Source organism: Pseudomonas sp. GW822-FHT04H02, assembly GCF_058800645.1.
The window spans coordinates 991,940-1,017,504 of sequence record NZ_JBXAMM010000002.1; the positions used below are offsets into that span (position 1 = coordinate 991,940).

The window sequence follows — 25,565 nt, forward strand, 5'->3', positions numbered from 1 at the left end:
GTTTTATGCCGTTAACCGATGAACACCGTTTTGGTATGCAGCTGGCGCATATGTCTCGCGGCTGGCGTGCCGAACTGGACCGCCGCCTGGCGGGGCTCGGCCTGTCCCAGGCCCGCTGGCTGGTGCTGTTGCATTTGGCCCGCTTCGAAGAGGCGCCCACTCAGCGCGAGCTGGCGCAAAGCGTCGGCGTAGAAGGGCCGACCCTGGCCCGGCTGCTGGACAGCCTGGAAACCCAGGGCCTGGTTCAGCGCCAGTCGGTGGTGGAAGATCGCCGGGCGAAGAAAATCGTTCTCTGTCCGTCCGCCCGGCCCTTGATCGAACAGATCGAAACCATCGCCACCGCCCTGCGTCATGAGCTGTTCGTTGGCGTTGACGAAGAAGACCTGCGGGTCTGCATTCGCGTTCATGAGCGCATCCTGGCCAATCTGGAAAAATCCTGACGCCTTCAACCGGGGTTGCCTGACCCCGGTTTGTCTTGTTCCTCTGCCATTCTGAATTCAAGCCTGCTGCGCCCAGGGGCGTTTTTTGCGTGCCTGTCAAAAGGTCTGGCCCAGATTCAGTGACAGGGCTTTCTGGTTGTCGTCGTTGAAGCCGTAGCTGAAGTTCAGCGGCCCCAGCGGCGTGTCGAAGCCGAGAAAGATGCTCGCCGCGTTGATGTAGCCGCTGTCGAAGGCATTGTCATTGTTCCACACCCGGCCCCGCTCCAGCGAGCCTCCCAGGTACAGTGGAAAGTCCAGGGGCAGGTAGGAGCGCGGTGTCAGGCGACGGAAGTACACGGCGCGAGCCAGGCTGATGTTCTGCCCGGAGAGGGCGTCCTGACGGAAACCGGACAGTTGTCGAGCTCCACCGAGCAGGAAGCTGGACGTCACCACGTCGGCGTTGTCCAGGGTCCGGCCATAGCGACCGCCCAGGACAAAGGTATTGGGGCCGCTGCTCAGCGCCTTGTCCAGCTTGAACTCCCACTGCCGGTAGCGATTGTCCGAACCCAGGCTCGGTTCGAACTGGCGCAGGCTCAGCTTGATGTCTTCGCCGGAGTGAGGAAAGTAGACGTTGTCCAGCGAGTCGAAGGAGTACTGCAACTGGTAGTAGCCTTCGTTGAAGTTTTCGCTGGGCAGGTTATGGTCGCCGATGCGCACATCGGCCTTGCCCCAGGCCTCGCCGACGCCGAAACGCACTTCGCCGCTGTTGCCGATCTGGCGCCCGAGGTTGAGCCCGAAACCGTAGCGTTCCACGCGATATTCGGCGATCGGGTCGTTGTCCAGCACCGCCTCGACGTTTTGCGCTTCGGCGGCGATGAAGGGCGCAATGAAGTAGCGTGAACCGGCATCCAGTGGCTGGTAGAACTCGCTGTAGAGTTCCTGCTGATCACCGATCTGCACCCGGGTCAGCCATTCTGCACCCAGGCTGTTGATGCCGTTCATGCGGTAGCTGGCGCCGATATTGAACGCGCTGTCGCCACGCATGTCATCGGACAGGTTCAGCCCCAGGCGCAGGTAGTCGGTACCACTGCGCTTGCCCCGGGCGCTGATCACCAGGGTGTTGTCCTGCCCCTTGTGGGCTACGCGATACTGCACCTGTTCGAAGAAATCCAGGCCGTACAGGGTGCCCATGTCGGTTTCCAGGCGGCCCAGGTCCAGCGGCTCGCCGATGCGCTGGCGGATGTAGTAGCGGATCACTTCGTCGCTGACCTTGGAGTCGTTTTCCACCTTGATCGCGCTGATGATCGGAGTGCGCTGGCTGGGCTGGCGCGCAGCGGTCAGTTCGGCATCCAGCGCATGGGCCGGACGCAGACGGGCCAGGCGCGCGTCGAGGATGCGGGTGGCGCGGTAGCCGGCGTCGATCATTTCCTGGGCCCGGCCAAAGTCGGTAACGCCAAAGCTCGACAGCGCTGGCTGGATCAGCACGTCGTCCTTGTGCAGTGCCGCCAGTTGCACCTCCGAGTTGCGCCGGGTCATCAGGGTGATGGACTGGTTGAGCACGTCGACCACGGTATTGAGTTGCTTGCGCGAACGCAGCGGTGTGCCGATGTCCACCACGATGGCGATGTCGACTCCCATGTCCCGCGCCACGTCCAGGGGAATGTTATCGGTCATGCCGCCGTCCACCAGCAGACGGCCATCCAGTTCCACCGGTGCGAAGACCGCCGGGATCGACATGCTGGCGCGGATCACCTGGGGCAGGTGGCCCTTGCGAAACACCACTTTCTCGCCGCTGGCGATATCGGTGGCCACGGCCCGGAAGGGGATCGGCAGCTTGTCGAAGTCACGGGTATCGCTGGCGTGGGCCAGCTTGCTTTCCAGCAGCAGTGCCAGGTTCTGTCCCTGAATCACCCCCAGCGGCAGGCCCAGGCTGCCATCGTCGCGGAAGCTGAGCTTCTGCTTGACCAGAAAATCCCGGTCGTCCTGCTTGCGCCGGAACGGCACGTCTTCCCGGGGCGGGGCATCGGACAAGGCCTGTCGCCAGTCGATGTTCAGCGCGAGCTTTTCCAGCTCGTCGATCTTGTAGCCCGAGGCATACAGCCCACCGATCACCGCGCCCATGCTGGTGCCGGCGATGGCGTCGATGCGGATGCCCTGTTCCTCCAGGGCCTTGAGCACCCCGATGTGGGCCAGGCCGCGGGCGGCGCCCCCAGACAGCACCAGGCCGATTTTCGGTCGTGGCGCTTCGGCAGATTGAGCAAGCAAGGGCAGCAGGCAGAGGAACAGGCAGGACAGCAGGCGGCGCATTACGGTTCTCGGGGCGGGCGATAAAGCCGGCTATTATAACGACGCCCTTGAATCCAGGAGTCGGCCGTACCATGACTGAACGTAAACCCGAAGTGATCATCACCTATTGCACCCAATGCCAGTGGCTACTGCGGGCGGCGTGGCTGGCCCAGGAGCTGTTGAGCACCTTCAGCGACGACCTGGGCAAGGTGTCCCTGGAGCCGGCAACCGGCGGGGCTTTTCGCATCACCTGCGATGGCGTGCAGATCTGGGAGCGCAAGGCCGATGGTGGCTTTCCCGAGGCCAAGGTGCTGAAGCAGCGGGTTCGCGACCAGATCGACCCCGAGCGCGACCTGGGCCACAACGACCGTACTCAGTGAGAGCCGGCTTCAGCCGTGGCTGCCTTGCTGCCCGAACCCGCCGACAGGCGGCTTGAAACCACGATGGCAACGATGATCAAGGCCCCACCGAACAACATGCGCAGGGTCGGGTTTTCGCCGAACAGCAACCAGGCCACGGTAATTCCGTAGACCGGTTCCAGGGCAAACACCACCGCTGCGGTGCGCGCCTTGATCACTGCCAGGCTGGCGACAAACAGGCTGTGGGCCAGACCGGTGCAGAAAATTCCCAGCAGGCTGATCCACAGCCAGTCCATGGCCCGCACCTGGCCAAGCTCGGGAGCCGCCACCGGCAACAGGCACAGGGCGACCACCACGTTTTGACAGAGCGCCGCCTGCACCGCGGGGATCCGCCCGGAGCTGGCACGGTTGTTCAGTGACAGCAGCGCAAACAGCAGGCCCGAGCCCACGGCCCAGAGCAGGCCGGTGGTGGCCTGGCTGGCCAGGTCGAAGTCCGGGGTCACCAGCACCAGGCCGATGCTGACCAGCAGCACCAACAGCATTTCGTTGAAGCGGATCCGCTCGCGGAAGATCAGGCCTTCGAGAATCACGGTGAACGCCGGGAAACTGGCAAAGCCCAGGGTTGCGATAGCCACCCCCGCGACCTTCACCGCCACGAAGAAACTCACCCAGTGCCCGGCCAGCAGCAGGCCGCTGAGCAGCAGGCGCCGCCAATCGGTGGCGGCCAGTTTCTGCCAGGGGGTGTTGCTCGCCAGGCGGGCGAAGACGCCCAGGGCGAGCACGGCAAAGGCTGCACGGCCGAAGACGATGACCGCGGGCGAAGCGGCGGCGAGCTTACCGAATACACCGGTCAGGCCGAACATCAGGGCACCGATATGCAAGGCGCCAAGGGCGGTACGCGGAGTCATTTTTATCCTTAACCACAAGACGGGCAGTAATGGCCTTAGGCGGCAATGGGCTCAGTCTACGGGCGGGGCGGCCTGTTGGTCTGTCGCGATCCTGGCGTTTTTTGTCGAGGGACTAGCGTCTGCCCCTTGGCGCAGTTGGCGCGGCGAGTGGCCGTACTGCCGCAGTATCGCCGCGGCAAAGGCACTCTGGGAGCTGTAACCCACGCGGCTGGCGATTTCGCCCATGGGCAAGGTCGATCCGCGCAACAGTTCCAGGGCCATGTGCAAGCGCCGGCGTCGCACGTATTCCATGGGGCTGGCCCCGCACTCGGCGATGAACCGTGCATGCAGGCGGGCAGCGGACAGCCCGGCGATACGGGCCAGGTCGGCCACCTGCAAGGGGTGGGCGGCGTGATGATCGATATGGGCATTCAGGGCGGCATAGGGCAGGCGGCGCTCGCGGGGCTGGCTGTCGGCGCGATGATTGAGGCTGGCCAGCAGCAAGACCGCGCCTTGCTGGGCAATCAAGGGGTCGTCCACCGGGCTGTCCGCCAGCCAGTTGACCAGGCGGCTCTGGCTCGGCCCCAGGACCTGGTGTCGGGGCGCATCGAGCAAACGCCGACTGGCCTCGGCATGTTCCCCCAACGATTGCTGCACCCAGTGTTCGCCGGGTATGTCCAGCACCAGGCAATGGCTGCCGCTGGGGCTGCCGCAGACATGCCGGGCGCCGGCCGGCACCACCACGAAGCTCTGCTGCTGCACCTGGCTGCCCTGGCCTTCGACTTCGAAATCGAGCTGGCCACGCAGGCCGAACACCAGTTGCGCATGTTCATGGCTGTGGGCGATCAGGTCATGGGTGTAGTGGCGCAGGGTGAGGATAGATCCCATCACGGTCTCCTTGGCAGGCGGCCAGTCTACACCGGCGGTCGGGCGTTTCGCGCTGTCATCGCACTGCCGCATTTGTGTCATGGGCTATTAATCGCTGGGGCGCAAGCTCGCAAAAAATCCAGGAGAGCGTCCATGACCCATGCCGAACTCGCCAAGCCCAGCCGCAAGCAACGGGTGCGGACCCTGTGGATTTCAGATGTGCACCTGGGCACCCGGGATTGCCAGGCCGAACACCTGGCACGCTTTCTCAAGGCCTATCACGCCGATCGCATCTATCTGGTGGGCGACATCATCGATGGTTGGAAGCTGCGCGGCGGCATGTACTGGCCCCAGGCCCATACCAACGTGATCCGGCGCCTGCTGACCATGAGCAAGCGTGGTACCGAGGTGATCTACGTCACCGGCAACCACGACGAATTCCTGCGGCGCTACTCCAGGCTGATTCTCGGCAATATCCAACTGGTGGACGAGGCGGTGCATGTCACTGCGGACGGGCGTCATCTGCTGGTGATCCACGGCGATCAGTTCGATGTGATTACTCGCTATCACCGCTGGCTGGCCTTTCTCGGCGACTCGGCCTACGAATTCACCCTGACCCTCAACCGCTGGCTCAACCACTGGCGGGCGCGTTATGGCTATGGGTACTGGTCGCTGTCGGCCTACCTCAAGCACAAGGTCAAGACGGCGGTGAGCTTCATCAGCGATTTCGAGGAAGCCATTGCCCACGAATGCGTCAAGCGCGAGTTGCACGGGGTGGTCTGTGGCCATATTCACCATGCCGAGATCCGCAAGGTGGGCGAGGTGGATTACCTCAATTGCGGTGACTGGGTGGAGTCCTGCACGGCCCTGATCGAGCACTGGGACGGCAGCATCGAACTCTATCGCCTGGCCGAGGCCCAGGCCCGTGAGGCCCAGCTCAAGGCTGAGCGGATGAAAGTCGCGGAGCCGGCCTGAGCCCGGGGCCGAACACGGTTTTTCAGGCCGGGCTGGCCTGCTCCATGGCCGCCTTGTACAGCGACTGCCGGGGCTGGGCGAACAGCCGTTGCAGCATGGGCTTGAAGAAGCTCAGGGGCAGGCTCTCGTAGGCCGGATCGAAGGCGGCGGCGTCGTACTTGGCGCAGAACTCGGCGGTGTACTGGTACAGCGGGTGGTCACTGAACTGCTCGCGCAGGTGGCGATCCATGCCCAGGTGATGAAAGAAGTAGTAACCCTGGAAGATCCCGTGCTTCTCCACCATCCACAGGTTTTCCGGGCTGACAAAGGGCTTGAGAATGGCGGCGGCGATATCCGGATGGTTATAGGAACCCAGGGTATCGCCGATGTCGTGGAGCAGGGCGCAGACCACGTATTCCTCGTCGCGCCCGTCATGCCAGGCGCGGCTGGCGGTCTGCAGCGAATGGGTCAGGCGGTCCACCGGGAAGCCGCCGAAGTCGCCTTCCAGCAATTGCAGGTGGGCCAGGATGCGTGTCGGCAACTGCTTGGCATAGGCACTGAAATCCGCGGCGATGATCGCCCAGTCCTCCTGGGTGCCGTCCTGCATATGGGTAAAGCGCGCATGGGTGTTCATCGGCCATCCTCTTGTTGTCATGGGGCGGGTCTGCAAGGCCTGGCCCTGTGGGGAGCCGCTGGCGGCCCTGGGGTCTAGAAGGGCACCTTGCCGAGGATCATGTCGCGGTACATGACGAAGTCCCCCAGCAGGCTGTACAGCGGATGCTGGAAGGTGGCCGGGCGGTTTTTCTCGAAGAAGAAATGCCCGACCCAGGCGAAGCCATAGCCGGCTATCGGCAACACCAGCAGCAGCCACCAGGCGCCTTTGCCGATGGCCAGGGCGAGGATGAAGATCACCAGGCTGGTGCCGATGAAGTGCAGGCGTCGGCAGGTGCTGTCGCTGTGCTCGCTCAGGTAGTAGGGGTAGAACTCGGCGAAGCTGTTGAACTGTCGGATGTTTTCCATGGCCGCGATCTCTGTGTCTGTTGTTCTGTCGGCGGATGTTCGGCGGGGAGCTTATTTGAGTCTAGAGTCCTTGGCGGCGCAGGCCAGTGACAATAGGCGCCACTTTAGTATCCTTGGGAAATTGGCCGTAGCATGCGGCTCATCATGTAAGAACCCCTCATGAGCGAACGAACGACTTCTGCAAGCTGGACCCTGGGAATCGTCAAGGCCCTGGAGATGGACGGCCTGGATTGCCGGGCCCTGTTCAAGCAGCTGGGGCTCGACTACGGTGCCCTGGAAGATCCCGACGCGCGCTTCACCCAGGACTCCATGACCCGGCTCTGGCAGCGCGCCGTCGAGCTTTCCGGCAACCCGGCGATCGGCCTGAACATGGGCAAGGTGGTGCGTCCTGCGTCTTTTCACGTGGCCGGGTATGCATTGATGTCGAGTCGTACCCTGGCGGAGGGGTTTCAGCGGCTGGTGCGTTATCAGCGGATTATTGCCGAAAGCGCTGACTTGAGTTTCCGCCTTCTTCCCGAGGGCTATGCACTGATCCTGACGGTGCATGGCGACCATCTACCGCCCACCCGGCAAAGTGCCGAGGCTTCGCTGGCTTGCGCCCTGGCCTTGTGCGGCTGGCTGACGGGGCGCGCGTTGCAGCCGCGCAAGGTGTTGCTGCAGGGCGAGCAGCCCGGGGACCTGCAACCCTACAAGGACATGTTCCACGCGCCCCTGGTGTTTGCCGCGCCCTTTGATGCGCTGATCTTCGAGCGTGCCGACATGGAGGCCACGCTGCCCACCGCCAACGAGGCCATGGCCCTGCTGCACGATCGTTTCGCCGGCGAATACCTGGCGCGCTTCTCCGAAAGCCGGGTGACCCACAAGGCGCGGCAGGTCTTGTGTCGCCTGCTGCCCCAGGGGGAGCCCAAGCGCGAGATGGTGGCGCAGACGCTGCACCTGTCCCAGCGCACCTTGCAGCGCCGCCTGCAGGAAGAGGGCACCAGCTTCCAGGCGCTGCTGGATGACACCCGCCGGGAACTGGCAGAGCAATACCTGGCGCAGCCGCGCATGACCCTGCTGGAAATTGCCTACTTGCTGGGGTTTGCCGACCCGAGCAACTTCTTCCGTGCATTCCGCCGCTGGTTCGATGCCACGCCCGGTGAGTACCGAGCGCGGTTACAGGCCGCGCCGGCCCCGGTCAATGACGCCAGAATGCCGGAATACACAACACGAACACCGTGATGATTTCCAGCCGGCCCAGGAGCATGCCCAGGGACAGGATCCACTTGGCGGCGTCCGGCAGGGTCGAGAAGTTGCCGGCCGGGCCGATGGTTTCGCCCAGGCCCGGGCCCACGCCTGACACGGTGCTGGCGGCACCGGTGAGGGCGGTCATCCAGTCCAGGCCCAGCAGCGACAGGGCCAGGGCGATCATGCAGATGGTGATGGCGAAGAAGAACGAGAAGGTCAGGATCGAGCGGACGATTTCTTCGTCCAGGCGATGGCCGTTGTACTTCTGCTTGATCACCGCCCTCGGGTGAATCAGTTGATTGAGGTTGGCCTTGAGCAGGATGTAGGCGACCTGGAAGCGGAAGATCTTGATCCCGCCGGCAGTGGAGCCGGAACAGCCGCCGACAAACCCCAGGTAAAAGAACAGCATCAGTGAGAAATTGCCCCACAGGCTGTAGTCGCCCAGGGCGAAGCCGGTGGTGGTGACCACCGACGTCACGTTCAGCGCCACGTGGCGCAGGGCCTCGAGCCAGTGCAGGTTGGTGGTCCACCAGTACCAGGTGCCGAGTACCAGCCAGGTCACCAGCAGCAGCCCGAGCAGGCCCTGGACCTGCTGATCCTTGATCAGCGCCCGGCGGTTGCCACGCAAAGTGGCCACATAGAGGGTGAAGGGCAGGCTGCCGAGGATCATTACCACCACCGCCACCCAGTGCACCGCCGGTTGTTTCCAGTGGGCCAGGGAATCGTCCGAGGTGGAGAAACCGCCGGTGGAGATCGCCGACATGGCGTGGTTGATGGCATCGAACACGTTCATCCCGGCCCACCAGAACGCCAGGCTGCCAAAGATGGTAATGCCCACGTAGGTGGCGACGATCAGCCGGGCGACCATGTGCGAGCGCGGCATGACCTTTTCCGAGCGGTCCGAGGATTCGGTCTGGAACAGGCGCATACCACCGATACGCAGCAACGGCAGGATCGCCACCGCCATGCCGATGAAGCCGATGCCCCCCAGCCAGTGCAGCATAGAACGCCAGATCAGGATCCCAGGCGACATGCTGTCCAGGCCGCTGAGCACCGTGGCGCCGGTGGCGGTGATGCCGGACATGCTTTCAAAGAACGAGTCGGTGTAGCTGATGTGCTGGGTCAGCAGGAATGGCAGGGCGGCAAAGATGCACACCACCAGCCAACTGGAGACCGTCAGCAGGTACATGTCGCGGGGGCGCAGATGAACGTGCTCGGGGCGCCCGGGGATCACCAGGGCCAGGCCGGCGATAAAGGTGATCATGCTGGCCCAGAGGAAGGACGGCAGGTCGCCGGTACGTTCGAAGACCACCAGGGTCGCCATCGGCACCACCATGGCGATCGCCAGGGTGATGAGGAAGATGCCGATGATGAAACCAATGATCCTTAAGGTCGGCAACGCCATGTGTTCCGCTCGGGCTGGTAGATGAAGGGCGCCCATTCTACCTGCGGGGCAGGGCATGTAAACCGGCACCCGGCCGGCAGATCCCGCTAGAATGGCCGGACATTTTTTTCAGGAGGTGGCCGATGGAGGCTCTCGACGCTTTGCTCAACCGTGTTTCCGTGCCGCGCCTGGTGGAGCCCGCGCCTAGCGCCGCGCAGCGCGAAGCCTTGTTCGCCGCCGCCCTGCGCGCGCCGGATCATGGCCAGTTGCGCCCCTGGCGGTTCCTTACCGTCGAAGGTGCGGCACGCGAGCAGTTGGGCGAGTTGCTGGTGGAGGCGGTACAGCTGCAGGGCGGCGAAGTGACCCAGGCGGCCCTGGACAAGGCCCGGGCCATGCCCCTGCGCGCACCACTGGTGGTTGTGGTGGTCGCCCGTTTGCAGGAGCACTTCAAGGTGCCCAGGAGCGAGCAGTTGCTGGCAGCGGGCTGCGCGGCCCACGGTATCCTGCTGGCGGCCTACGCCCAGGGGATCGGCGCGGTGTGGCGTACTGGCGAGTTGTCCTACTCGCCCCATGTAGCCAAGGGCCTGGGCCTGGAGGACGGCGAAGAGATCATTGCCTTCCTGTATCTTGGCACGCCGCTGAATGAGCCGCGGATCGCCCCCAAGGTCGATACCGCCGAGTTCGTCAGCGCCTGGACTGCCAAGGCCTGATTTTCCTCTTCTAACGCTGTGTACCTCGCGGGCAAGCCCGCTGTTGCCGGACCCGGCGGCAGCGGCTTGCCCGCGTTGCGTTCAGGCCTGCACCACGGCGCCGGGGACCAGGGGCAGTTCCAGGGTGGCGATGAATCCGCCCTGAGGGTGGTTGGCCAGCAGCAGGCTGCCACCGTGACGCTCTGCGGCGCGGCGGGCGATGGCCAGCCCCAGGCCATGGCCCGGAGCGCTTTGTCCCGGGGCGCGGAAGAAGGGCTCTCCCAGCTGGCTCAAGTGCTCGGCTTCTACGCCGGGTCCATGATCGCGCACGCTGATCTGGATCTTCTCGCCCTGGCGTTGGGCCGTGACTTCGATCGCTTGCCCGGCGGGGTTGAAGCGCTGAGCGTTGCGCAGCAGGTTGTCCACTGCCCGCTCCAGCATGGTCGGCCAACCGCGCAGGTGCAGCTGTGGCGGGGCGGTTATCAGCACCGGCTGTTCCGGGCAGGCCAGTTGCGCGTCTTTCTGCACGGCGACCAGCAAGGCGTTGAGGTCCACTTCTTCGGCGCTGGCGTTGTCCGCATCGACCCGGGCCAACACCAGAATCTCGCTGATCAGCGCTTCCAGGCGGTCACATTCGCGGGTCAGCCGCGGCCAGAGCTTTTCCCGTTCTTCGGGGGCGGCCCGTTCCGCCAATGCCAGGGCGATGCGCAGGCGGGCCAGGGGCGAGCGCAGTTCGTGGGACACGTCCCGCAGCAGTTGGCGCTGGCTGCCGATCAGGCTCTGCAGGCGCGAGCCCATGCGGTTGAAGTCCCGGGCCAGTACACCGAATTCGTCGCGGCGGTTGGACAGGCGCGCCAGGCTGTTCTGCTGGTAGGTGGCCTGGCCCAGGTCGTGTACCGCGCCGCGCAGGCGGCTCAGGGGGCGGGTGATGGACAGGGTGACCAGGAGGCTGAACAGGGTCAGCACCACCAGGGCGATGGCCAGGGCGCTGAGGGGCCAGGTCAGGCTGTCGCGGTGCCAGGCGTCCAGTTCCGGATGGGGGATGCGATAGATGAACAGGTAGGTGTCGCCGGTTTTCGGGCTGGTGTATTCCGCCGTCAGGCGGCGCCAGGGCAGGTGCCGGTCGTCATTGTTCTGCCGGGCTTCGAAGGCCGCGGCGCGGCGCGGGAAGGTGCCGCGAACCACTGGGTCGCCGCTCTCGTTGAGCACCTGGACATCGATGTGGTACTGGCGCTTGCGCTGCTGGAGGATGTCCTGGGCAGCGTCCTCGCCCTGGTTCTCGTAGGTCTGTGTCCATTCCTCGGTCAGGCTGTTGAGGCCGGGGTGACGGCTGAGGATCCAGGCATCCTGGTTGAGCATGTGCCCGAGCAGGATCGACAGCCCTGCAACCAGGGTGATGGCCAGCCAGAAGCTGGCCAGGATGCGCCAGAACAATGAACGCACAGGAACTCCTCGAACGCGAAAGCCCAGTGGGGGGAGGCCACTGGGCTGGGGGTGGACGCTAGCGCATTATTGCGCTTTTTGCGGTTGCTGCGCTTTCCAGGCCTTGAACTCGGCCCATTCGGCGCGACGCTCCTCTTGTTTCTTGACGATGGCGTCAAACTCTTTCTGCTGCTCTGGCTTGAGCAGGGCGCGGATATCGGCCTGGGTTTTCTGGTGCTTGGCGGTCAGCTCATCCTTCATGGCTTTTTGGTCGGCCGGCGAGAGTTTCTCCAGGTACTTTTCCACCACGGCCTTGCGGTCGTGCATTTGCTCGCCCATCAGCTTGCCGATCTGCTGGCGCTGTTCACGGCTCAGGTCCAGTTGGCTGAAAGGGCCTTTGCCGCGCATGTGCTCGCTGTGCCGAGGGCCGTCCATGGGGCCCATCGGGCCGTGACCTTCCGGCATGGCCATGGCCACGGTTGGCAGGGCGGCGGCGAACATCAGAGCGATCAGGGTCTTGCGCATGGTGTATCTCCTTGTCTCATTCCCGGTAAGTTCCGGATGAGTTCAGGTTACCCAGATCAAGGTCAGCGGCAGTCAGCGGAGGGTAAAGCTTGGGTAAAGAAGGTATTTCACGGCCCTGACATATCTGCCAGGGCACATCGGGATCAGAGGCTGTAGTAGTAGCCGCGGCTGCGCAGGGCGACGATCCGTGGACGGCCGTCGGGGTGCGGGCCGATCTTCTTGCGCAGGTTGCTGACATGCATGTCCAGGCTGCGGTCATACAGGGTCAGCTTGCGGCCCAGGGCGATCTGCGCCAGTTCCTGCTTGTCCAGGGGCTCGCCCGGTTGCTTGAGCAGGGCTTCGAGCAGGCGGCTTTCGGAAACGGTCAGGGTAATGTCCTGCTCGTCGATGTTGACCACACCGCGCAGCGGGCTGAAGCACAGGTCGCCCAGTTCCATCTGGCTGGAGGCCGCCACCGGATGGCTGCGGCGCAGTACGGCACGCAGGCGGGCGGTGAGTTCACGGGGGTCGCAGGGCTTGGCCAGGTAATCGTCGGCACCCAGTTCCAGGCCGAGGATGCGGTCCAGGGGTTCGCCACGGGCCGAGAGCATCAGCACCGGCAGGTCGGGGTGCTCATTGCGCAGTTGCTTGAGCAGCTCCAGGCCGCTGCCGTCGGGCAGCATCACGTCCAGTACCACCGCTGACGGCGCCGTTTCGGCCAGGGCGCGACGGGCGCTCAGGCCATCGTGGCAGGCCCGCACCAGAAAACCTTCCTGGCTCAGCCAGCTGCTCAGGAGCTCGCACAGCTCCTGGTCATCATCAATCAGTAACAGGTCGCTCATGAATCTCTCAATTTAGCCATTGTCGACGCTTGCGATGCCCGCCACTGGCGAAGATCCCGCAGAGCAGGGCCAGCAGGGCCACGCCGCCGCCGGTGACGAACCACTGCTGTTGATCGGTCAACAGGCGGGGTGCCGGGTTGGCCTGGGCCTCTTTGAGCTGCAGCTTGAGGCGCTGGTTCTCCTGGCGCAAGCGGGTCAGTTGGGGGCTTTCCCGTTCGGCATCGGTATTTTGCAATTGTTTGCTCAGTTCATCGCGCAGGCGCTCGCTTTCTTTCAAGCGTTGCTGCAACTCGGTGATCTGACTGCCGGCGCTCAGGGACAGCGGCGTGGAATGGCCGGTGTCCTGGGTTTCCTCGGCAAGGGCTGGAGCCCCGATCGACAACATGACCAACAGCAGGCACAGCGGACCTTGGCGCATCGAAACTCCTGATTCCAATCGAGTGTTGGGCAGGTTGTCGGCAGTCAAACGAGAATAATGAGCGATTGAGAGCGCGATGAACCGCGAAGGTTCATCGCACCCGGGAGGATTTACGGCATCGATTGCTTGAACGGCTTGACCAGTACATGGGCGTAGACGCCGCAGGTCACGAACGGGTCGGCGTCGGCCCAGGCCTGGGCGGCGCTCAGGGAGTCGAACTCGGCGACGATCAGGCTGCCGCTGAAACCGGCCGCGCCCGGGTCATTGCTGTCGATCGCCGGGTGCGGGCCGGCGAGTACCACGCGCCCCTGATCCTTGAGCACTTGCAGCCGCTCCAGGTGCGCCGGCCGGTTGGCCAGGCGTTTTTCCAGGGAGTTGGCGACGTCTGTGGCAATGATTGCGTAAAGCATGTCAGTCCTCGGTTTTTGGGGTGGTGGGATCGGCGTCATGCAGGTGGCGCGAGAGGTAGATACCCTGGCCCACCAGGAACAATACGGTCATGCCCAGGCTGCCGAAGACCTTGAAGTCGACCCAGATGCTCTGGAAGGTGAAGGCGACAAACAGGTTGGCGGCGCCGCAGAACAGGAAGAAGGCGATCCAGGCGATGTTCAAGCGGGTCCATACCGGGTCTGGCAACGTCAGGGCGTGGCCCATGATGCGCTTGATCAGCAGGCGGTCGCCGACGAAGTGGCTGCCGATGAAGGCCAGGGCGAACAGCCAGTTGACCACCGGAGCTTTCCATTTAAGGAAGGTTTCGCTGTGGAAGGCCAGGGTCAGGCTGCCGAAGACCAGGCAGGCGATCAGGGTCAGCCACTGGCTTTTTTCCAGCTTGCGCTGGGAGATGAACAGGGCGCCATACACCACCAGGGAACTGATGATCAGCACCGCTGTGGCGCTGTAGATGCCGCCCAGGGTGACTTCGTGACCGGCAAGGTCGACGACGCGGGGATCAATTTTATAGACGATGAAAAACAGGAACAGCGGGATGAAGTCGATGAATTGTTTCACAGTGGCAGCCAGAAGCAGGATGTCCCGGCATAATAACAAACATCCTTGGTAGCGAAAGCGCCAGCTGACTTGAGGTTTTATCGTCCTGTGAATGTTGATTTGCACTGCCATAGCACGGCCTCCGACGGCGCCCTGGCGCCCGCGGTTCTGGTTGCGCGTGCGTACGAGAGAGGCGTGCGAATCCTGTCCCTGACCGACCACGACACCCTCGAAGGGCTGGACGAAGCGCGCCAAGCGGCGCAGCAACTGGGCATGCAGCTGGTCAATGGCGTCGAGCTTTCCTGCACCTGGGGCGGCGCCACTATCCATGTGCTGGGCTACGGCTTCGATACCCAGGCCCCGGCTTTGGTGCAAGCCATCGAAAAACTCCACGAAGGCCGCTGGCTGCGTTCGGAGGAGATCAGCCGCAAGCTGGCCCTCAAGGGCATGCCGGGAGCGCTGGAAGGCGCCCGGGCGATCCAGCAGGAACTGGGGGACAGTGGCAATGCACCGGCGCGGCCGCACTTTGCCGACTACCTGGTGCGTGCCGGTTTCGTGAAGGATCGCGCCGAGGCGTTTCGCAAATGGCTGGGGGCCGGCAAGCTGGGGGACGTCAAGCAGCACTGGCCGACCCTGGAAGAAACCGTCGGCACACTGCGGGCCGCGGGGGCCTGGGTCAGCCTGGCCCATCCCTGGCATTACGATTTCACCCGCAGCAAGCGTCGCCGCTTGATTGCCGACTATATTCAAGCCGGTGGTCATGCTATCGAAGTGGTCAATGGCCACCAACCTGCAGAGCAAGTGGGCAGTTTGGCTATCCTTGCTCGTGAATTCGGACTGCTGGTCAGCGCTGGCAGTGACTTTCATGGCCCTGGAGGCTGGTCCGAGATTGGTGAGTATCGCCCGGTCCCGGAAGACCTGCCGCCCCTTTGGTGTCGGTTCAAACATGAGCCAATTATTGCCGCCTGAACAGGTAGAGACAGTGAGTCAATTTTTCCAGATCCACCCGGAAAACCCCCAACCACGCCTGATCAAACAGGCCGTCGAGATCATTCGCAGCGGCGGTGTGGTGATCTATCCCACGGATTCGTCCTACGCCGTCGCCTGCCAGATGGGCGACAAGGGCGCAATCGAACGGGTTCGACGCCTGCGCCAGCTGGACGACAAGCACAACTTCGCGCTGATCTGCAGCGACCTTTCGCAGTTGGGCCTGTTCGCCAAGATCGACACGGGCACCTTCCGTCTGCTCAAGGCCCATGTGCCGGGGCCCTACACCTTCATTCTCAACGCCACCCGGGAAGTGCCGCGCCTGCTGCTGCACCCCAAGCGCCGGACCATCGGCCTGCGGGTGCCGAGCAACCCGATCGCCCTGGCGCTGCTGGCCGAGCTGGGCGAGCCGCTGATGAGCGTCAGCCTGATCATGCCCGGTGATACCGAGGCCCTGAGCGATCCCTACGAGATGCGCCAGTTGCTGGAGCACCAGGTGGACCTGATCATCGATGGCGGTTTCGGCAGCACCGAGTCGTCCACGGTGATCAACCTCGCCGACGGCGAGCCGGAAGTGATCCGCGTCGGTTGCGGCGACCCCGCGCCGTTCATGGCCGAGGCCTAGATGTCCGCAGTGGAAACCGTCGACGACCAGGCCGGCGCCCAGCAGGAGCTGCCCTTCGCCATGGTCTACGGCCAGGCGGTCATGGAAATGCCCCTTGACCTGTACATCCCCCCGGATGCCCTGGAAGTCTTTCTCGAAGCCTTCGAAGGCCCGCTGGACCTGCTGCTTTACCTGATCCGCAAGCAGAACATCAACATCCTCGACATCCCGGTGGCGGAGATCACCCGCCAGTACATGGGTTATGTGGAGCTGATGCAGTCGGTGCGCCTGGAGCTTGCCGCCGAGTACCTGGTGATGGCGGCAATGCTTGCCGAGATCAAGTCGCGCATGCTCCTGCCGCGCTCAGCCGAGGTCGAGGAAGAAGAGGACGATCCGCGGGCCGAACTGATCCGCCGCCTGCAGGAATACGAGCGCTTCAAGGCGGCCGCCGAGGGCATCGACGGCCTGAGCCGGGTCGGTCGCGATGTGCTGGTGCCCAAGCTCGACGCCCCGGAGGCCCGGGCGCGCAAGCTGCTGCCGGATGTGGCCCTGGAAGAGTTGCTGATGTCCATGGCCGAGGTGCTGCGCCGTGGCGACATGTTCGAGAGCCATCAGGTGAGCCGCGAGGCGCTGTCCACCCGCGAGCGCATGAGCGATGTGCTGGAGCGGCTCAAGGGCGGCGGTTTCGTGCCCTTTGTCGAGCTGTTCACCGCCGAGGAAGGGCGCCTGGGGGTGGTGGTGACCTTCATGGCGATCCTCGAACTGGTCAAGGAATCCCTGGTCGAGCTGGTGCAGAATGAGCCCTTTGCGGCCATCCACGTACGGGCGCGAGCCGAATAACGAGCTTAAATCATGAACCTGAATGAACCCCGCGAGCTGGCGCCCCTGCTCGAAGCCTTTCTGTTGGCCTCGGGAAAACCCCAGTCCCTGGAACGCCTGTTCGAGCTCTTCGAAGAAGCCGAGCGGCCGGACCCGGCGGTCTTCAAGAAAGCCCTGGCCCTGCTCGGCAAGTCCTGCGAAGGGCGGGCCTTCGAGCTCAAGGAAGTGGCCTCCGGCTATCGCCTGCAGATCCGCGAGAAGTTCGCGCCCTGGGTCGGCCGCCTGTGGGAAGAGCGCCCACAGCGTTACTCGCGCGCCATGCTGGAAACCATGGCCCTGATCGCCTATCGCCAACCCATCACCCGGGGCGAGATCGAGGACGTGCGTGGCGTGGCGGTCAACAGCCATATCGTCAAGACCTTGCTGGAACGTGAGTGGATCCGCGTGGTGGGGTATCGCGACGTACCGGGCAAGCCGGCGATGTTCGCCACCACCAAGGCGTTTCTCGATCACTTCAACCTGAAGAACCTCGACGACCTGCCGCCTTTGGCGGAACTGCGGGAGATCGAGGCCGAGCCGGTATTGGAATTCGACGACGCTCCGGTGCCCGAGCACCTGCAACAACTGGCCGATGCCAGCGCCGAGCCGGAGGAACCCAAGGAAGAAACCAGCTTCCATACCCTGCTGCTGGAGCTGGACTCCATGGAGGAGGGGATCAAGACCGACTTTGAAGACTTGCACCGTGATGGTGTGGTGGAACCGGAGCAGGGAGGAGTGCAAGAGCCCTTGCCGGATCTCCCGCAGGAGGAGGCCCGGACCGAATCTGAGTTCCTCGCCGATGAGCCCGATGAATTCCCGGTCGAACCCGAGGACCGGCCGCCGGTCGAAGCAGAGGATGATGTGCTGGGCGTGGCCGAGGCCCGGGCCAAGTTGCTCGCCGCAGTAGCCGCACTGGAGCCTGCTACGCCGCAGTTGAGCGAGGAAGAGGCCGAAGCCCTGGCCCTGGCCGAAGCCATCGAAAACGAACGCCGCCTGCTGGACGATTGACCTTGTAGTCGCTGGCCGGCTCGGCGCATGGCTGGCGGTTTTTTTTGCCGGCAAGCCGGCTCCTACAGAGGTGATGGATGAGTTCTGCCAAGGATCCCTGCATCAGCGTGTGCAAGTTCAGCGATGACATCTGCATCGGCTGCGGGCGCAGCAAGCGTGAGATCAAGACCTGGAAGAAGCTCGACAAGGCCGAGCGCCGTCAAGTGCTGGCTGAAGCCGCCATGCGCCTGCTGCAATTGCGCGCCACCGGCCGGCGGAAAAAGTCCTGAGGGGCGACTTATCAACTAGTCTGTGATGCGCAACCGCCGCCATGAGCGTATGATTCGCGACCCTTTGGCGATCCCTTCGCCACAGACCCTGTTTTCCACCCTTCAGGCCGCTCAAGCCTGAAGCGACACACCGGGAGGTGCCCAGATGAGCGATACCGATCAGAACGACCAGGAAATCCGTCCAGCCGGCGAAAAACTGCAGAAAGTCCTCGCCCGCATCGGCGTCGGCTCGCGCCGCGATGTCGAGTCCTGGATCAGCCAGGGCCGGATCAAGGTCAACGGCAAAGAGGCCACCCTGGGCCTGCGCGTCGACCTGCATGACGCCATTTCCATCGATGGCAAGGTGATCAAGCGCGAAGAGGCCGCCGAATCGGTGCGCCGCGTGATCATGTACAACAAGCCCGACGGCGAGATCTGCACCCGCGACGACCCGGAAGGCCGCCCGACCGTGTTCGACAAGCTGCCGCGTCCGCGCGAAGGCCGCTGGATCAACATTGGCCGCCTGGACATCAACACCACCGGTCTTTTGATGTTCACCACCGACGGTGAGCTGGCCAACCGCCTGATGCACCCTTCCTACGAGATGGACCGTGAGTACGCGGTGCGTGTGCGTGGCGAGGTCGACGACGAGATGATCGAGCGCCTCAAGGCCGGCGTCATGCTCGAAGACGGCCCGGCCAAGTTCACCGACATTCAGCAGGCGCCCGGTGGCGAAGGTTTCAACCACTGGTACCACTGCGTGGTGATGGAAGGTCGCAACCGTGAAGTGCGCCGCTTGTGGGAATCCCAGGGCCTGGTGGTCAGCCGCCTGAAGCGCGTGCGCTTCGGTCCGGTGTTCCTCAACTCCGACCTGCCCATGGGCCGCTGGCGCGAAATGAGCCAGTACGAAGTCGATGTGCTCAGCGCCGAAGTCGGCCTGACGCCGGTGGCCATGCCGCAGCTCAATGCCAAGTCCAAGGACAAGCTGGAGCGCATGCAGCGCAAATCCTCGCGTCCGGTGGGCAAGAGCGAGCGCGTGCGCACCCTGCGTCCGGCCAATGGCAGCGCTGCCACCCCGCGTGTTTCCCGTGAGCCGCAGATCGAAGGCGAGCGTCCTGGCCGCAAGCCGGCTGCCCGTCCGGATGGCGAGCGTGGCTCCCGTGCTCCGCGTCCGGCTACTGGCCGCGGCACTCCGGTGGCCGAACGCCCGGCGGACACCAAGCGTCCGGCCAAGCCGGCGCCCAAGTCCAAGCGCCCAAGCCTGGTGCTGGACAAGGACGCACCGTCCGGCAAGCGCCGTGGCGCCCCGGCCGGTTCCGGCCAGCGTCCCGGTTTTGGTCGCCGTAAGCCGGAGTGATTCCCGGCCTGCCGACAAAAACGTCAACCTCCGGGTTGGCGTTTTTTTTTGCCTGCAACTGCGCAGGAGCCGGCTTGCCGGCGAACCGGGCCGCCCGGCTTGCGCAGGCTGATAGCGGCCTTCGCTTGCCAGCTCCTACGCTAGAAGGCGAACTGGCCGTCGAACACAGGCTTGTTGTCCACCGCCAGCACTCCGGAACTGAAGATCAGGTCCAGGTGATGGCTGCCTTTGGCGCCGCCCCCCAGGCCCAGGTGCAGGCCGCAATGGCGCTCTTCGAAGCCGGAGTTGCGCCCGTAGAGGGACCTGATGCCCTCGTTGGTGCCGATTCCCAGTTCCTCTATGCGCCGGTTGGACGGGTTGGCATCCAGGTACTTGTTGAAGTCATTGGCCAGCCCCGGCACCTCGGTGGCCACCCGGCTGATGCTGGAGTTCTCGATCCACAGTTCCAGCGGTGCTTTCAGCACCCCGTACTTGCGGGCGAAAGGGATGGTGCTGAGGAAGGTGCCGAGAAACTTCACATGGCCGTTGATGGCATCGCTGTGGGTGGCGATTTCCCCCGGTGCCAGGTCGTAGTTGCCGACGCCGTTGATGTCGGTCCATTTCTTCACGCTGTTCAAGGGCGCTTCGAAATATGAGCCCTGAAGGTCGCTGAAGCTCAGGGTGGTGGCCTGGGACAGGCGGCGGATCAGAGTGGCGTTGAGGTCGGCAATGCGTTGCGGCTCGACGCTGAAGGTGTCGTAGAAGTACTCGCCGTAATCCTTGAACAGCAGGGATTTCTTCCAGTGCTCGGCCATCAGCCCATGCAGCGGCCGCAGGAACTCCGGGCCGTCGGGGCGTGGCTGGGGCAGAGTCGAGGAGTCGTAGAAGAAGATGTACAGGTCACAGTCGATGATGGCCTGGGCAAGGGTCGCCGCCGGCTCCTGGTCCAGGCGCAGGGCGCTGACCGTCAGTGGGGTGGCCTGGCGCGACTGTTCGAGGATGGCGCTGACCATGGCCTGGTACTCGGCGGTGTGGCCGATCACCACCCTGGAGGGCTGGGCGCCGCTCAAGGCCGGATGCCGCTCGAGGTAGTACAGGAAATGGCGGATGGCGCGGGTCTGGTCCATAAAACCTCCCTGGAGGACAAAGGTGACCGGCGCAGGCACCAGGCCTGCACCGGTCCGGGCGCCTTACATCGGCCACATGGCAGTGCCGAATGGCACCACCGCGTCAGCCTGCATCATTTCCACTGCTGCTTCATGGGTGGCGGCTTCGAACCAATCGTCCAGTTGCAGTTCGGTTTCCAGGTCTTGTTCCAGTGCTTGCATGGTGTCTCTCCTAGATACAGTGCGTGTAAGCAGTCCATTGGCGGAGCAGTTGAACAGCGGAGAACGGGAAGGTTGCTGGGCCGCTCATCCACTCCCGGAACTTGTCGGCTGGCTGAGCCGGCAAGTGGCTGGAAACCTAGTCCAGGGCATTTTGAAGTGCAAAAAAATAATTAGATTATTTTCTGCTGAACTTTATTTTCTATTTTTAGGTGAAATATTTATTCCCAGAAAACAAAAAGCTAAGGCTTTTCCGCTTGTCGGGCGGCGTGGGTGTCAATTTGCAGTCGGTTCGCCAGTTGATCTGGTTTGGCAATTTATCGTTACGACTCGTAAAGAAAAAATTACGAAATGCGCCGTGATCCGCCTGTAATCCGCGGCGATGGATGTGCTGTAAGGAAAAGCTGCCGGCAGTTGTTCGGGAAAGCCACCGCCGAGGCTCTAGCCCGCTTGTTCCGGGGCGCCAAGGCAGGTGAGATGCACACCTGCCTGCGTACAGGTGCATAACAAGAAGGAGGCGCAATGAACGCCGTAACCGATTTTCACCCACACCCTTCGATGGGCGATGGCCTTCGCTCATTCATCGACGACCCCACTCGGTCCGTCCACTTTCGCGCCGCCGATGCCGAGCATCGGGCTGGCCCCGCAGGATTCCGGTTACCGGCACGCTGAGAAAGCGGTGTCTGGCGGCAGGGAGTCAGGGGTGTACAATGCGCGGCGTTTTAACTGTGACCCAACTGCGTACCCGCGCATTTTGCGCCTGAAACGTGCTTTCCAGACCGCTTGCGAGGCGCTGAAGAGCTCGCTGCAAGGCCAATAAACTCAAGGTTATCCACCTTGTTCACTCCGCCGCGTCACGAGCGTGGTGGGTTCGATTTCGTCACAGATAAAAACAAACAGGTGACGCATGACCGTTAAAAGAACGCTGAACTTCTGGTGCCTGCGCTGGGGTTTGATCCGCGCCGCTTAAGCCTTTACCGGGCGGCAACGTCTGACACACATTACCTTGCGTGAGAGCCTTTTCATGAGTGGACAAAACTCGCATTCGGGCGAGCTGAAACGCGGCCTGAAGAATCGCCATATTCAACTGATCGCCCTGGGCGGCGCGATTGGTACCGGTTTGTTCCTGGGGTCGGCCGGGGTGCTCAAGTCCGCCGGCCCGTCGATGATCCTCGGTTATGCCATCTGCGGTTTCATCGCTTTCATGATCATGCGCCAGCTCGGCGAGATGATCGTCGAGGAGCCGGTGGCCGGCTCTTTCAGCCACTTTGCCCATAAATACTGGGGCGGCTTTGCCGGTTTCCTCTCGGGCTGGAACTGCTGGATCCTCTATATCCTGGTGGGCATGTCGGAGCTGACAGCGGTCGGCAAGTATGTGCACTACTGGTGGCCGGACGTCCCGACCTGGGCCTCGGCAGCCGTGTTCTTCGTCATGATCAACGCCATCAACCTGGCCAACGTCAAGGTCTTCGGCGAGGCCGAGTTCTGGTTCGCCATCATCAAGGTGGTCGCCATCGTCGGCATGATCGCCCTGGGCAGCTACCTGTTGGTCAGCGGCCACGGCGGCCCGCAGGCCTCGGTGAGCAACCTGTGGTCCCACGGAGGCTTCTTCCCCAATGGGGTCAGCGGCCTGGTGATGGCCATGGCAATCATCATGTTCTCCTTCGGCGGCCTGGAAATGCTCGGTTTCACTGCAGCGGAAGCCGACAAGCCGAAGACCGTGATCCCCAAGGCGATCAATCAGGTGATCTATCGCATCCTGATTTTCTACATCGGCGCCCTGGTGGTGCTGCTGTCGCTGACGCCGTGGGACACCCTGCTGGTGACCCTGAACGCTTCCGGCGATGCCTACAGCGGCAGCCCGTTCGTCCAGGTGTTCTCGATGCTGGGCAGCAACACCGCGGCGCACATCCTCAACTTCGTGGTCCTGACCGCGGCGCTGTCGGTGTACAACAGCGGCACCTATTGCAACAGCCGCATGCTCCTGGGCATGGCCGAGCAGGGCGATGCGCCCAAGGCCCTGGCCAAGATCGACAAGCGCGGCGTGCCGGTGATGTCGATCCTCGCTTCGGCGCTGGTGACCTTCGTCGCCGTGGTGCTCAACTACCTGATTCCGCAGCACGCCCTGGAGCTGCTGATGTCCCTGGTGGTGGCGACCCTGGTGATCAACTGGGCGATGATCAGCTACTCGCACTTCAAGTTCCGCCAGCACATGGAGCGTACCGGCCAGACCTCGCTGTTCAAGGCGCTGTGGTACCCCTACGGCAACTACGTCTGCCTGGCGTTCGTGGTGTTCATCCTGGGCATCATGCTGATGATCCCGGGCATCCAGATCTCGGTGTACGCGATCCCGGTGTGGGTGGTGTTCATGTGGGTCTGCTACTGCATCAAGAACAAGCGCAGTGCCCAGCACGCGCTGCAGGCAGCCAGTGCTTCGCTGAAGTAAGCGCGGCCCTGGCAACGACTAACCCGGCTCCGGCCGGGTTTTTCATGGCCGTGATTTTTGTCGGGGGCTGAGATCGCTTTCGCCGGCAAGCCGGCTCCTACGGTGTGCCTGCCCGCTGTAGGGGGCTGGCTTGCCAGCGAAGAGGCCCGCAAGAGCGTGGGGAATGGGGGTATCCTATGCGCCCTGAAGACGGATTCCTGTTCCATGCTGGTGATTTCCAACAACGTGCATCTGCCGGATGCCGAGATCGAGCTGACCGCCATCCGTGCCCAGGGCGCCGGTGGGCAGAACGTCAACAAGGTGTCCAGCGCGGTGCACCTGCGCTTCGACATTCCGGCTTCGTCCCTGCCTCCGTTCTACAAGGAGCGCCTGCTGGCGTTGCGCGACAGCCGCATCACCGGTGACGGCGTGATCATCCTCAAGGCCCAGCAGTACCGCACCCAGGAGCAGAACCGCGCCGATGCCCTGGAGCGCCTCACCGAGCTGATTCTCAGCGCCATCAAGGTGGAGAAGAAGCGCCGCCCGACCAAGCCGACCCTGGGTTCGAAGAAGCGCCGCCTGGAGACCAAGGCCAAGCGCGGCAGCATCAAGGCCGGGCGCGGCAAAGTGGACTTCTAGCGCGCCTCGCGTTCCTGGCGCAGCTTGGGCGCCTGGTGGTACAGGTACAGGCTCAGCACCAGGCCGGTGCAGGCAGCGATGGCGGCGAACAGGAAGATCGAGGCAAAGCCGAAACCGGCAGCAATCGCCCCCGCCAGCGGGCCGGTGATGCCCAGCGACAGGTCGATGAACAGCGAGTAGGCCCCCACTGCCGCGCCGCGGCTGGAGGCTGGCACCAGGTTCACCGCTTCCACCCCCAGGGCCGGGAATACCAGGGAGAAGCCGAAGCCGCTCAGGGCTGCGCCGGCCAGGGCCCAATTGGCATCCGGGGCCAGCCACAGCAGCAACAGGCCGAGGGTTTCCACCGACAGGCAGGCAATCGCCACGCGAAAGCCGCCGAGGCGGTTGATCAGGTTGCCGAACAGCAGTCGCGCGCCGATGAAGCTGGCGCCGAACAGGCTCAGGCACAGTACGGCGTTGTCCCAGTGCCGGGTGGCGTAGTACAGGGTGATGAAGGTGGCGATGGTGCCAAAGCCGATGGAGCCCAGGGCCAGGCCGCAGCCGTGGGGAAACACCTTGCCCAGCACGTGGATGAACGGCAAGCGCTCGCCGGCAACGATCGGCGCGGCGAGTTTCGGCCAGGCCAGCAGCAGGCCGAGCAGCGCCAGCAGGATAATGCTCGCTCCCATGCTCCACAGCCCCAGCCGGCTTACCAGCCACACCCCCAGCGGCGCGCCGATGGCCAGGGCGCCGTAGCTGGCGATGCCGTTCCAGGAAATTACCTTGGCGGTATTCTGCGCCCCGACCCGGCCGATGCCCCAGCCGATGGAGCCCGAGCCCACCAGGCTTTCCGCGCTGCCCAGGACCAGGCGGCCGATCAGCAGGCTGATCAGGCTCAGGGTCGGCAGGTTGTGCAGCCAGGCCGAAAGCAGCATGAACACCCCGCTCAAGCCGCAGCCGGCCAGGCCGTACATCACCGCGCGCTTGCTGCCCAGATTGTCGATGATGCGCCCGGCATAGGGCCGGCTGAGCAGGGTGGCCAGGTATTGCACGCTGATCACCAGGCCGGCGATCACCGCGCCAAAGCCCAGCTCGCTGTGCACGTAGCCCGGCAATACTGCCAGCGGAATGCCGATATTCAGGTAGCCGATAAAGGTGAACAGGACGATGGAGACGACGTGCAGCGTGACCGTCAAGGGGCGCTGGGTATCTGGCATGGGGATCGGACCACTGCGACAGCTCAATAGATAGGCTGCTTATGATACCGATGTGCAGGGAGGGGTTGTGGGGGAAATCGATGTGTTGTTCAGATTTTTACCTGGCCGGAGTCGGTTCAGGCGTCATTGTTGCCCAGCAACCGGGTGGTGACCAGGGCGGCCAGGGCATTTTCCTGGGTGCCGAAGCGGGCCAGCAGAGCGGCCTGTTTTTCTTCGCTGAGGCGATTCCACACGTCGATCATCTGTTCGGCAGTGCCGATCAGCACGCTGGCTTGGGTTTCGCTGAAGGATTCGGTCATGGTGCGGCGGGGCTCGGGAGGAGGGTTTCAGGCGGTGTGGAAAGCGCTTGAGTAGCGCTTTCCACACGGTCTGGTTACAGCTTTCAGTCTTCGCTGTCGGCCTTGCGGCTGTCGGCGGCTTCTTGCACTACAGGCTTGTCGGCACTGGCTTGTGGCGGAGTTGTCTGCTCAGTTTCGTGCAGGCTTGGGAAGGGGAGATTCGGGATCTCATGCATGTCGTTGCTCCTCGCAAAGTCTGTTTTTTAAATCGCTGGGTAGATCCGCGCTTTTAAAAAGCTTGGGCAGGATACAGCACTGGAAATGACAAAAAGATTTTTATCGCGCTTTTTGGGATGAAAGGGATTTCATCGAGTGGTGCGGCTTGCCGTCACAGGC

Annotated in this window: 31 protein-coding genes; 14 read left to right on the forward strand and 17 right to left on the reverse strand. The window is 63.4% G+C overall.

Translation table 11 applies throughout. The features are described 5' to 3' along the window. Window positions 1-5 precede the first annotated feature (5 nt). Window positions 6-440, forward strand: a complete 435-nt coding sequence (locus AC1RMG_RS11350) for a MarR family transcriptional regulator (protein ID WP_011059918.1) — start codon at window positions 6-8, stop codon at window positions 438-440. A gap of 96 nt (window positions 441-536) precedes the next feature. Here the strand turns inward: AC1RMG_RS11350 and AC1RMG_RS11355 are convergent, their stop codons facing one another. Continuing rightward, on the reverse strand, window positions 537-2,726 hold the full coding sequence (locus AC1RMG_RS11355; protein ID WP_015634596.1) for a patatin-like phospholipase family protein: 2,190 nt from the start codon (window positions 2,724-2,726) through the stop codon (window positions 537-539). 71 nt (window positions 2,727-2,797) lie between these two features. Here AC1RMG_RS11355 and AC1RMG_RS11360 point away from each other — a divergent pair, with 71 nt between their 5' ends. Then, complete coding sequence (locus tag AC1RMG_RS11360) at window positions 2,798-3,085, forward strand: Rdx family protein (protein WP_011059920.1); 288 nt, start codon at window positions 2,798-2,800, stop codon at window positions 3,083-3,085. Here AC1RMG_RS11360 and AC1RMG_RS11365 read toward each other — a convergent pair. Together AC1RMG_RS11365 and AC1RMG_RS11370 are read right to left on the reverse strand one after the other, a co-directional pair. Beyond that, window positions 3,079-3,972: a DMT family transporter gene (locus AC1RMG_RS11365; protein WP_015634597.1), complete on the reverse strand. Its 894-nt coding sequence runs from the start codon at window positions 3,970-3,972 to the stop codon at window positions 3,079-3,081. The genes AC1RMG_RS11360 and AC1RMG_RS11365 overlap by 7 nt on opposite strands. Before the next feature lie 51 nt (window positions 3,973-4,023). Then, a complete protein-coding gene (locus AC1RMG_RS11370; RefSeq protein ID WP_015634598.1) occupies window positions 4,024-4,839 on the reverse strand; it encodes a helix-turn-helix transcriptional regulator in 816 nt (271 codons plus the stop codon). Between the two features lie 132 nt (window positions 4,840-4,971). Here AC1RMG_RS11370 and AC1RMG_RS11375 point away from each other — a divergent pair, with 132 nt between their 5' ends. After that, complete coding sequence (locus AC1RMG_RS11375; RefSeq protein ID WP_011059923.1) at window positions 4,972-5,793, forward strand: UDP-2,3-diacylglucosamine diphosphatase; 822 nt, start codon at window positions 4,972-4,974, stop codon at window positions 5,791-5,793. A gap of 22 nt (window positions 5,794-5,815) precedes the next feature. Here the strand turns inward: AC1RMG_RS11375 and AC1RMG_RS11380 are convergent, their stop codons facing one another. Beyond that, the gene (locus AC1RMG_RS11380; RefSeq protein ID WP_011059924.1) at window positions 5,816-6,406 is read right to left on the reverse strand and encodes an HD domain-containing protein; all 591 of its coding nucleotides are present in this window, start codon (window positions 6,404-6,406) and stop codon (window positions 5,816-5,818) included. A 74-nt stretch (window positions 6,407-6,480) separates the two neighbouring features. After that, complete coding sequence (locus AC1RMG_RS11385; protein ID WP_011059925.1) at window positions 6,481-6,792, reverse strand: Mpo1-like protein; 312 nt, start codon at window positions 6,790-6,792, stop codon at window positions 6,481-6,483. A 159-nt stretch (window positions 6,793-6,951) separates the two neighbouring features. On the opposite strand from AC1RMG_RS11385, the gene AC1RMG_RS11390 reads away from it, so the two are divergent. Beyond that, window positions 6,952-8,013: an AraC family transcriptional regulator gene (locus AC1RMG_RS11390; protein WP_011059926.1), complete on the forward strand. Its 1,062-nt coding sequence runs from the start codon at window positions 6,952-6,954 to the stop codon at window positions 8,011-8,013. Here the strand turns inward: AC1RMG_RS11390 and AC1RMG_RS11395 are convergent. After that, a complete protein-coding gene (locus tag AC1RMG_RS11395; RefSeq protein ID WP_011059927.1) occupies window positions 7,970-9,424 on the reverse strand; it encodes a TrkH family potassium uptake protein in 1,455 nt (484 codons plus the stop codon). The two genes, AC1RMG_RS11390 and AC1RMG_RS11395, sit on opposite strands and share 44 nt — an antisense overlap. Before the next feature lie 122 nt (window positions 9,425-9,546). On the opposite strand from AC1RMG_RS11395, the gene AC1RMG_RS11400 reads away from it, so the two are divergent. Beyond that, window positions 9,547-10,113 (forward strand): nitroreductase family protein, encoded by a 567-nt coding sequence (locus tag AC1RMG_RS11400; RefSeq protein ID WP_011059928.1) that lies wholly within the window; start codon window positions 9,547-9,549, stop codon window positions 10,111-10,113. Between the two features lie 81 nt (window positions 10,114-10,194). Here the strand turns inward: AC1RMG_RS11400 and AC1RMG_RS11405 are convergent, their stop codons facing one another. From AC1RMG_RS11405 to AC1RMG_RS11430, 6 genes are all read right to left on the reverse strand, one after another. Next, the gene (locus AC1RMG_RS11405; protein ID WP_011059929.1) at window positions 10,195-11,535 is read right to left on the reverse strand and encodes a sensor histidine kinase; all 1,341 of its coding nucleotides are present in this window, start codon (window positions 11,533-11,535) and stop codon (window positions 10,195-10,197) included. A gap of 66 nt (window positions 11,536-11,601) precedes the next feature. Next, entirely contained in the window at window positions 11,602-12,039 is a 438-nt protein-coding gene (locus tag AC1RMG_RS11410) for a Spy/CpxP family protein refolding chaperone (RefSeq protein ID WP_015634603.1), read from the reverse strand. Window positions 12,040-12,182: 143 nt separating this feature from the next. Further along, the gene (locus AC1RMG_RS11415; RefSeq protein WP_011059931.1) at window positions 12,183-12,860 is read right to left on the reverse strand and encodes a response regulator transcription factor; all 678 of its coding nucleotides are present in this window, start codon (window positions 12,858-12,860) and stop codon (window positions 12,183-12,185) included. 7 nt (window positions 12,861-12,867) lie between these two features. Next, window positions 12,868-13,278 carry an SH3 domain-containing protein gene (locus tag AC1RMG_RS11420; RefSeq protein WP_019093743.1) on the reverse strand — a complete coding sequence of 137 codons (411 nt, stop codon included), beginning with the start codon at window positions 13,276-13,278 and terminating at the stop codon, window positions 12,868-12,870. Window positions 13,279-13,388: 110 nt separating this feature from the next. Further along, window positions 13,389-13,688, reverse strand: coding sequence for a YciI family protein (locus AC1RMG_RS11425; protein WP_011059932.1), 300 nt, complete (start codon window positions 13,686-13,688; stop codon window positions 13,389-13,391). Between the two features lies 1 nt (window position 13,689). Then, on the reverse strand, window positions 13,690-14,286 hold the full coding sequence (locus AC1RMG_RS11430; protein WP_011059933.1) for a septation protein A: 597 nt from the start codon (window positions 14,284-14,286) through the stop codon (window positions 13,690-13,692). Window positions 14,287-14,373: 87 nt separating this feature from the next. On the opposite strand from AC1RMG_RS11430, the gene AC1RMG_RS11435 reads away from it, so the two are divergent. From AC1RMG_RS11435 to rluB, 6 genes are all read left to right on the forward strand, one after another. Beyond that, complete coding sequence (locus AC1RMG_RS11435; protein ID WP_011059934.1) at window positions 14,374-15,234, forward strand: PHP domain-containing protein; 861 nt, start codon at window positions 14,374-14,376, stop codon at window positions 15,232-15,234. Window positions 15,235-15,247: 13 nt separating this feature from the next. After that, window positions 15,248-15,877, forward strand: coding sequence for an L-threonylcarbamoyladenylate synthase (locus AC1RMG_RS11440; RefSeq protein WP_041120586.1), 630 nt, complete (start codon window positions 15,248-15,250; stop codon window positions 15,875-15,877). Further along, entirely contained in the window at window positions 15,878-16,696 is an 819-nt protein-coding gene (locus tag AC1RMG_RS11445) for a segregation and condensation protein A (protein ID WP_011059936.1), read from the forward strand. Between the two features lie 12 nt (window positions 16,697-16,708). Then, complete coding sequence (scpB, locus tag AC1RMG_RS11450) at window positions 16,709-17,722, forward strand: SMC-Scp complex subunit ScpB (protein ID WP_174395878.1); 1,014 nt, start codon at window positions 16,709-16,711, stop codon at window positions 17,720-17,722. 77 nt (window positions 17,723-17,799) lie between these two features. Beyond that, a complete protein-coding gene (locus tag AC1RMG_RS11455) occupies window positions 17,800-17,991 on the forward strand; it encodes a DUF1289 domain-containing protein (RefSeq protein ID WP_053149705.1) in 192 nt (63 codons plus the stop codon). A gap of 145 nt (window positions 17,992-18,136) precedes the next feature. Next, window positions 18,137-19,327 carry a 23S rRNA pseudouridine(2605) synthase RluB gene (rluB, locus tag AC1RMG_RS11460; protein ID WP_041116636.1) on the forward strand — a complete coding sequence of 397 codons (1,191 nt, stop codon included), beginning with the start codon at window positions 18,137-18,139 and terminating at the stop codon, window positions 19,325-19,327. A 140-nt stretch (window positions 19,328-19,467) separates the two neighbouring features. Here the strand turns inward: rluB and AC1RMG_RS11465 are convergent, their stop codons facing one another. Together AC1RMG_RS11465 and AC1RMG_RS11470 are read right to left on the reverse strand one after the other, a co-directional pair. Then, window positions 19,468-20,433, reverse strand: coding sequence for a CgnE/CgnB domain-containing protein (locus AC1RMG_RS11465; RefSeq protein WP_015634612.1), 966 nt, complete (start codon window positions 20,431-20,433; stop codon window positions 19,468-19,470). 63 nt (window positions 20,434-20,496) lie between these two features. Beyond that, window positions 20,497-20,634: a hypothetical protein gene (locus AC1RMG_RS11470; protein WP_011059941.1), complete on the reverse strand. Its 138-nt coding sequence runs from the start codon at window positions 20,632-20,634 to the stop codon at window positions 20,497-20,499. Between the two features lie 49 nt (window positions 20,635-20,683). On the opposite strand from AC1RMG_RS11470, the gene AC1RMG_RS11475 reads away from it, so the two are divergent. From AC1RMG_RS11475 to arfB, 3 genes are all read left to right on the forward strand, one after another. Next, window positions 20,684-21,004 carry a hypothetical protein gene (locus AC1RMG_RS11475; protein WP_125062206.1) on the forward strand — a complete coding sequence of 107 codons (321 nt, stop codon included), beginning with the start codon at window positions 20,684-20,686 and terminating at the stop codon, window positions 21,002-21,004. A gap of 651 nt (window positions 21,005-21,655) precedes the next feature. Beyond that, the gene (locus AC1RMG_RS11480) at window positions 21,656-23,077 is read left to right on the forward strand and encodes an amino acid permease (RefSeq protein WP_011059942.1); all 1,422 of its coding nucleotides are present in this window, start codon (window positions 21,656-21,658) and stop codon (window positions 23,075-23,077) included. Window positions 23,078-23,281: 204 nt separating this feature from the next. Beyond that, window positions 23,282-23,695 (forward strand): alternative ribosome rescue aminoacyl-tRNA hydrolase ArfB, encoded by a 414-nt coding sequence (gene arfB / locus AC1RMG_RS11485; RefSeq protein ID WP_212806052.1) that lies wholly within the window; start codon window positions 23,282-23,284, stop codon window positions 23,693-23,695. On the opposite strand, the gene AC1RMG_RS11490 is transcribed toward arfB, so the two are convergent. The 3 genes from AC1RMG_RS11490 to AC1RMG_RS11500 form a co-directional block, all read right to left on the reverse strand. Continuing rightward, entirely contained in the window at window positions 23,692-24,891 is a 1,200-nt protein-coding gene (locus AC1RMG_RS11490; protein WP_011059944.1) for an MFS transporter, read from the reverse strand. The two genes, arfB and AC1RMG_RS11490, sit on opposite strands and share 4 nt — an antisense overlap. A 116-nt stretch (window positions 24,892-25,007) precedes the next feature. Next, window positions 25,008-25,190 (reverse strand): hypothetical protein, encoded by a 183-nt coding sequence (locus AC1RMG_RS11495; protein WP_011059945.1) that lies wholly within the window; start codon window positions 25,188-25,190, stop codon window positions 25,008-25,010. Between the two features lie 83 nt (window positions 25,191-25,273). Next, window positions 25,274-25,405, reverse strand: coding sequence for a hypothetical protein (locus AC1RMG_RS11500; protein ID WP_015634613.1), 132 nt, complete (start codon window positions 25,403-25,405; stop codon window positions 25,274-25,276). Window positions 25,406-25,565: the final 160 nt, after the last annotated feature.

What these genes read in the sequence shown, in the direction of transcription:
- AC1RMG_RS11470 (WP_011059941.1), bottom strand. Translation starts at nt 20,634, where the DNA reads ATGCAAGCACTGGAACAAGACCTGGAAACCGAACTGCAACTGGACGAT.
- AC1RMG_RS11425 (WP_011059932.1), bottom strand. Translation starts at nt 13,688, where the DNA reads ATGCTTTACGCAATCATTGCCACAGACGTCGCCAACTCCCTGGAAAAA.
- AC1RMG_RS11495 (WP_011059945.1), bottom strand. Translation starts at nt 25,190, where the DNA reads ATGACCGAATCCTTCAGCGAAACCCAAGCCAGCGTGCTGATCGGCACT.
- AC1RMG_RS11455 (WP_053149705.1), top strand. Translation starts at nt 17,800, where the DNA reads ATGAGTTCTGCCAAGGATCCCTGCATCAGCGTGTGCAAGTTCAGCGAT.
- AC1RMG_RS11410 (WP_015634603.1), bottom strand. Translation starts at nt 12,039, where the DNA reads ATGCGCAAGACCCTGATCGCTCTGATGTTCGCCGCCGCCCTGCCAACC.
- AC1RMG_RS11395 (WP_011059927.1), bottom strand. Translation starts at nt 9,424, where the DNA reads ATGGCGTTGCCGACCTTAAGGATCATTGGTTTCATCATCGGCATCTTC.
- AC1RMG_RS11445 (WP_011059936.1), top strand. Translation starts at nt 15,878, where the DNA reads ATGTCCGCAGTGGAAACCGTCGACGACCAGGCCGGCGCCCAGCAGGAG.
- AC1RMG_RS11350 (WP_011059918.1), top strand. Translation starts at nt 6, where the DNA reads ATGCCGTTAACCGATGAACACCGTTTTGGTATGCAGCTGGCGCATATG.
- AC1RMG_RS11420 (WP_019093743.1), bottom strand. Translation starts at nt 13,278, where the DNA reads ATGCGCCAAGGTCCGCTGTGCCTGCTGTTGGTCATGTTGTCGATCGGG.
- AC1RMG_RS11365 (WP_015634597.1), bottom strand. Translation starts at nt 3,972, where the DNA reads ATGACTCCGCGTACCGCCCTTGGCGCCTTGCATATCGGTGCCCTGATG.
- AC1RMG_RS11385 (WP_011059925.1), bottom strand. Translation starts at nt 6,792, where the DNA reads ATGGAAAACATCCGACAGTTCAACAGCTTCGCCGAGTTCTACCCCTAC.
- AC1RMG_RS11375 (WP_011059923.1), top strand. Translation starts at nt 4,972, where the DNA reads ATGACCCATGCCGAACTCGCCAAGCCCAGCCGCAAGCAACGGGTGCGG.
- AC1RMG_RS11480 (WP_011059942.1), top strand. Translation starts at nt 21,656, where the DNA reads ATGAGTGGACAAAACTCGCATTCGGGCGAGCTGAAACGCGGCCTGAAG.
- AC1RMG_RS11370 (WP_015634598.1), bottom strand. Translation starts at nt 4,839, where the DNA reads ATGGGATCTATCCTCACCCTGCGCCACTACACCCATGACCTGATCGCC.
- AC1RMG_RS11390 (WP_011059926.1), top strand. Translation starts at nt 6,952, where the DNA reads ATGAGCGAACGAACGACTTCTGCAAGCTGGACCCTGGGAATCGTCAAG.
- AC1RMG_RS11500 (WP_015634613.1), bottom strand. Translation starts at nt 25,405, where the DNA reads ATGCATGAGATCCCGAATCTCCCCTTCCCAAGCCTGCACGAAACTGAG.
- scpB (WP_174395878.1), top strand. Translation starts at nt 16,709, where the DNA reads ATGAACCTGAATGAACCCCGCGAGCTGGCGCCCCTGCTCGAAGCCTTT.
- AC1RMG_RS11355 (WP_015634596.1), bottom strand. Translation starts at nt 2,726, where the DNA reads ATGCGCCGCCTGCTGTCCTGCCTGTTCCTCTGCCTGCTGCCCTTGCTT.
- AC1RMG_RS11400 (WP_011059928.1), top strand. Translation starts at nt 9,547, where the DNA reads ATGGAGGCTCTCGACGCTTTGCTCAACCGTGTTTCCGTGCCGCGCCTG.
- AC1RMG_RS11490 (WP_011059944.1), bottom strand. Translation starts at nt 24,891, where the DNA reads ATGCCAGATACCCAGCGCCCCTTGACGGTCACGCTGCACGTCGTCTCC.
- AC1RMG_RS11465 (WP_015634612.1), bottom strand. Translation starts at nt 20,433, where the DNA reads ATGGACCAGACCCGCGCCATCCGCCATTTCCTGTACTACCTCGAGCGG.
- rluB (WP_041116636.1), top strand. Translation starts at nt 18,137, where the DNA reads ATGAGCGATACCGATCAGAACGACCAGGAAATCCGTCCAGCCGGCGAA.
- AC1RMG_RS11415 (WP_011059931.1), bottom strand. Translation starts at nt 12,860, where the DNA reads ATGAGCGACCTGTTACTGATTGATGATGACCAGGAGCTGTGCGAGCTC.
- AC1RMG_RS11360 (WP_011059920.1), top strand. Translation starts at nt 2,798, where the DNA reads ATGACTGAACGTAAACCCGAAGTGATCATCACCTATTGCACCCAATGC.
- AC1RMG_RS11380 (WP_011059924.1), bottom strand. Translation starts at nt 6,406, where the DNA reads ATGAACACCCATGCGCGCTTTACCCATATGCAGGACGGCACCCAGGAG.
- arfB (WP_212806052.1), top strand. Translation starts at nt 23,282, where the DNA reads ATGCTGGTGATTTCCAACAACGTGCATCTGCCGGATGCCGAGATCGAG.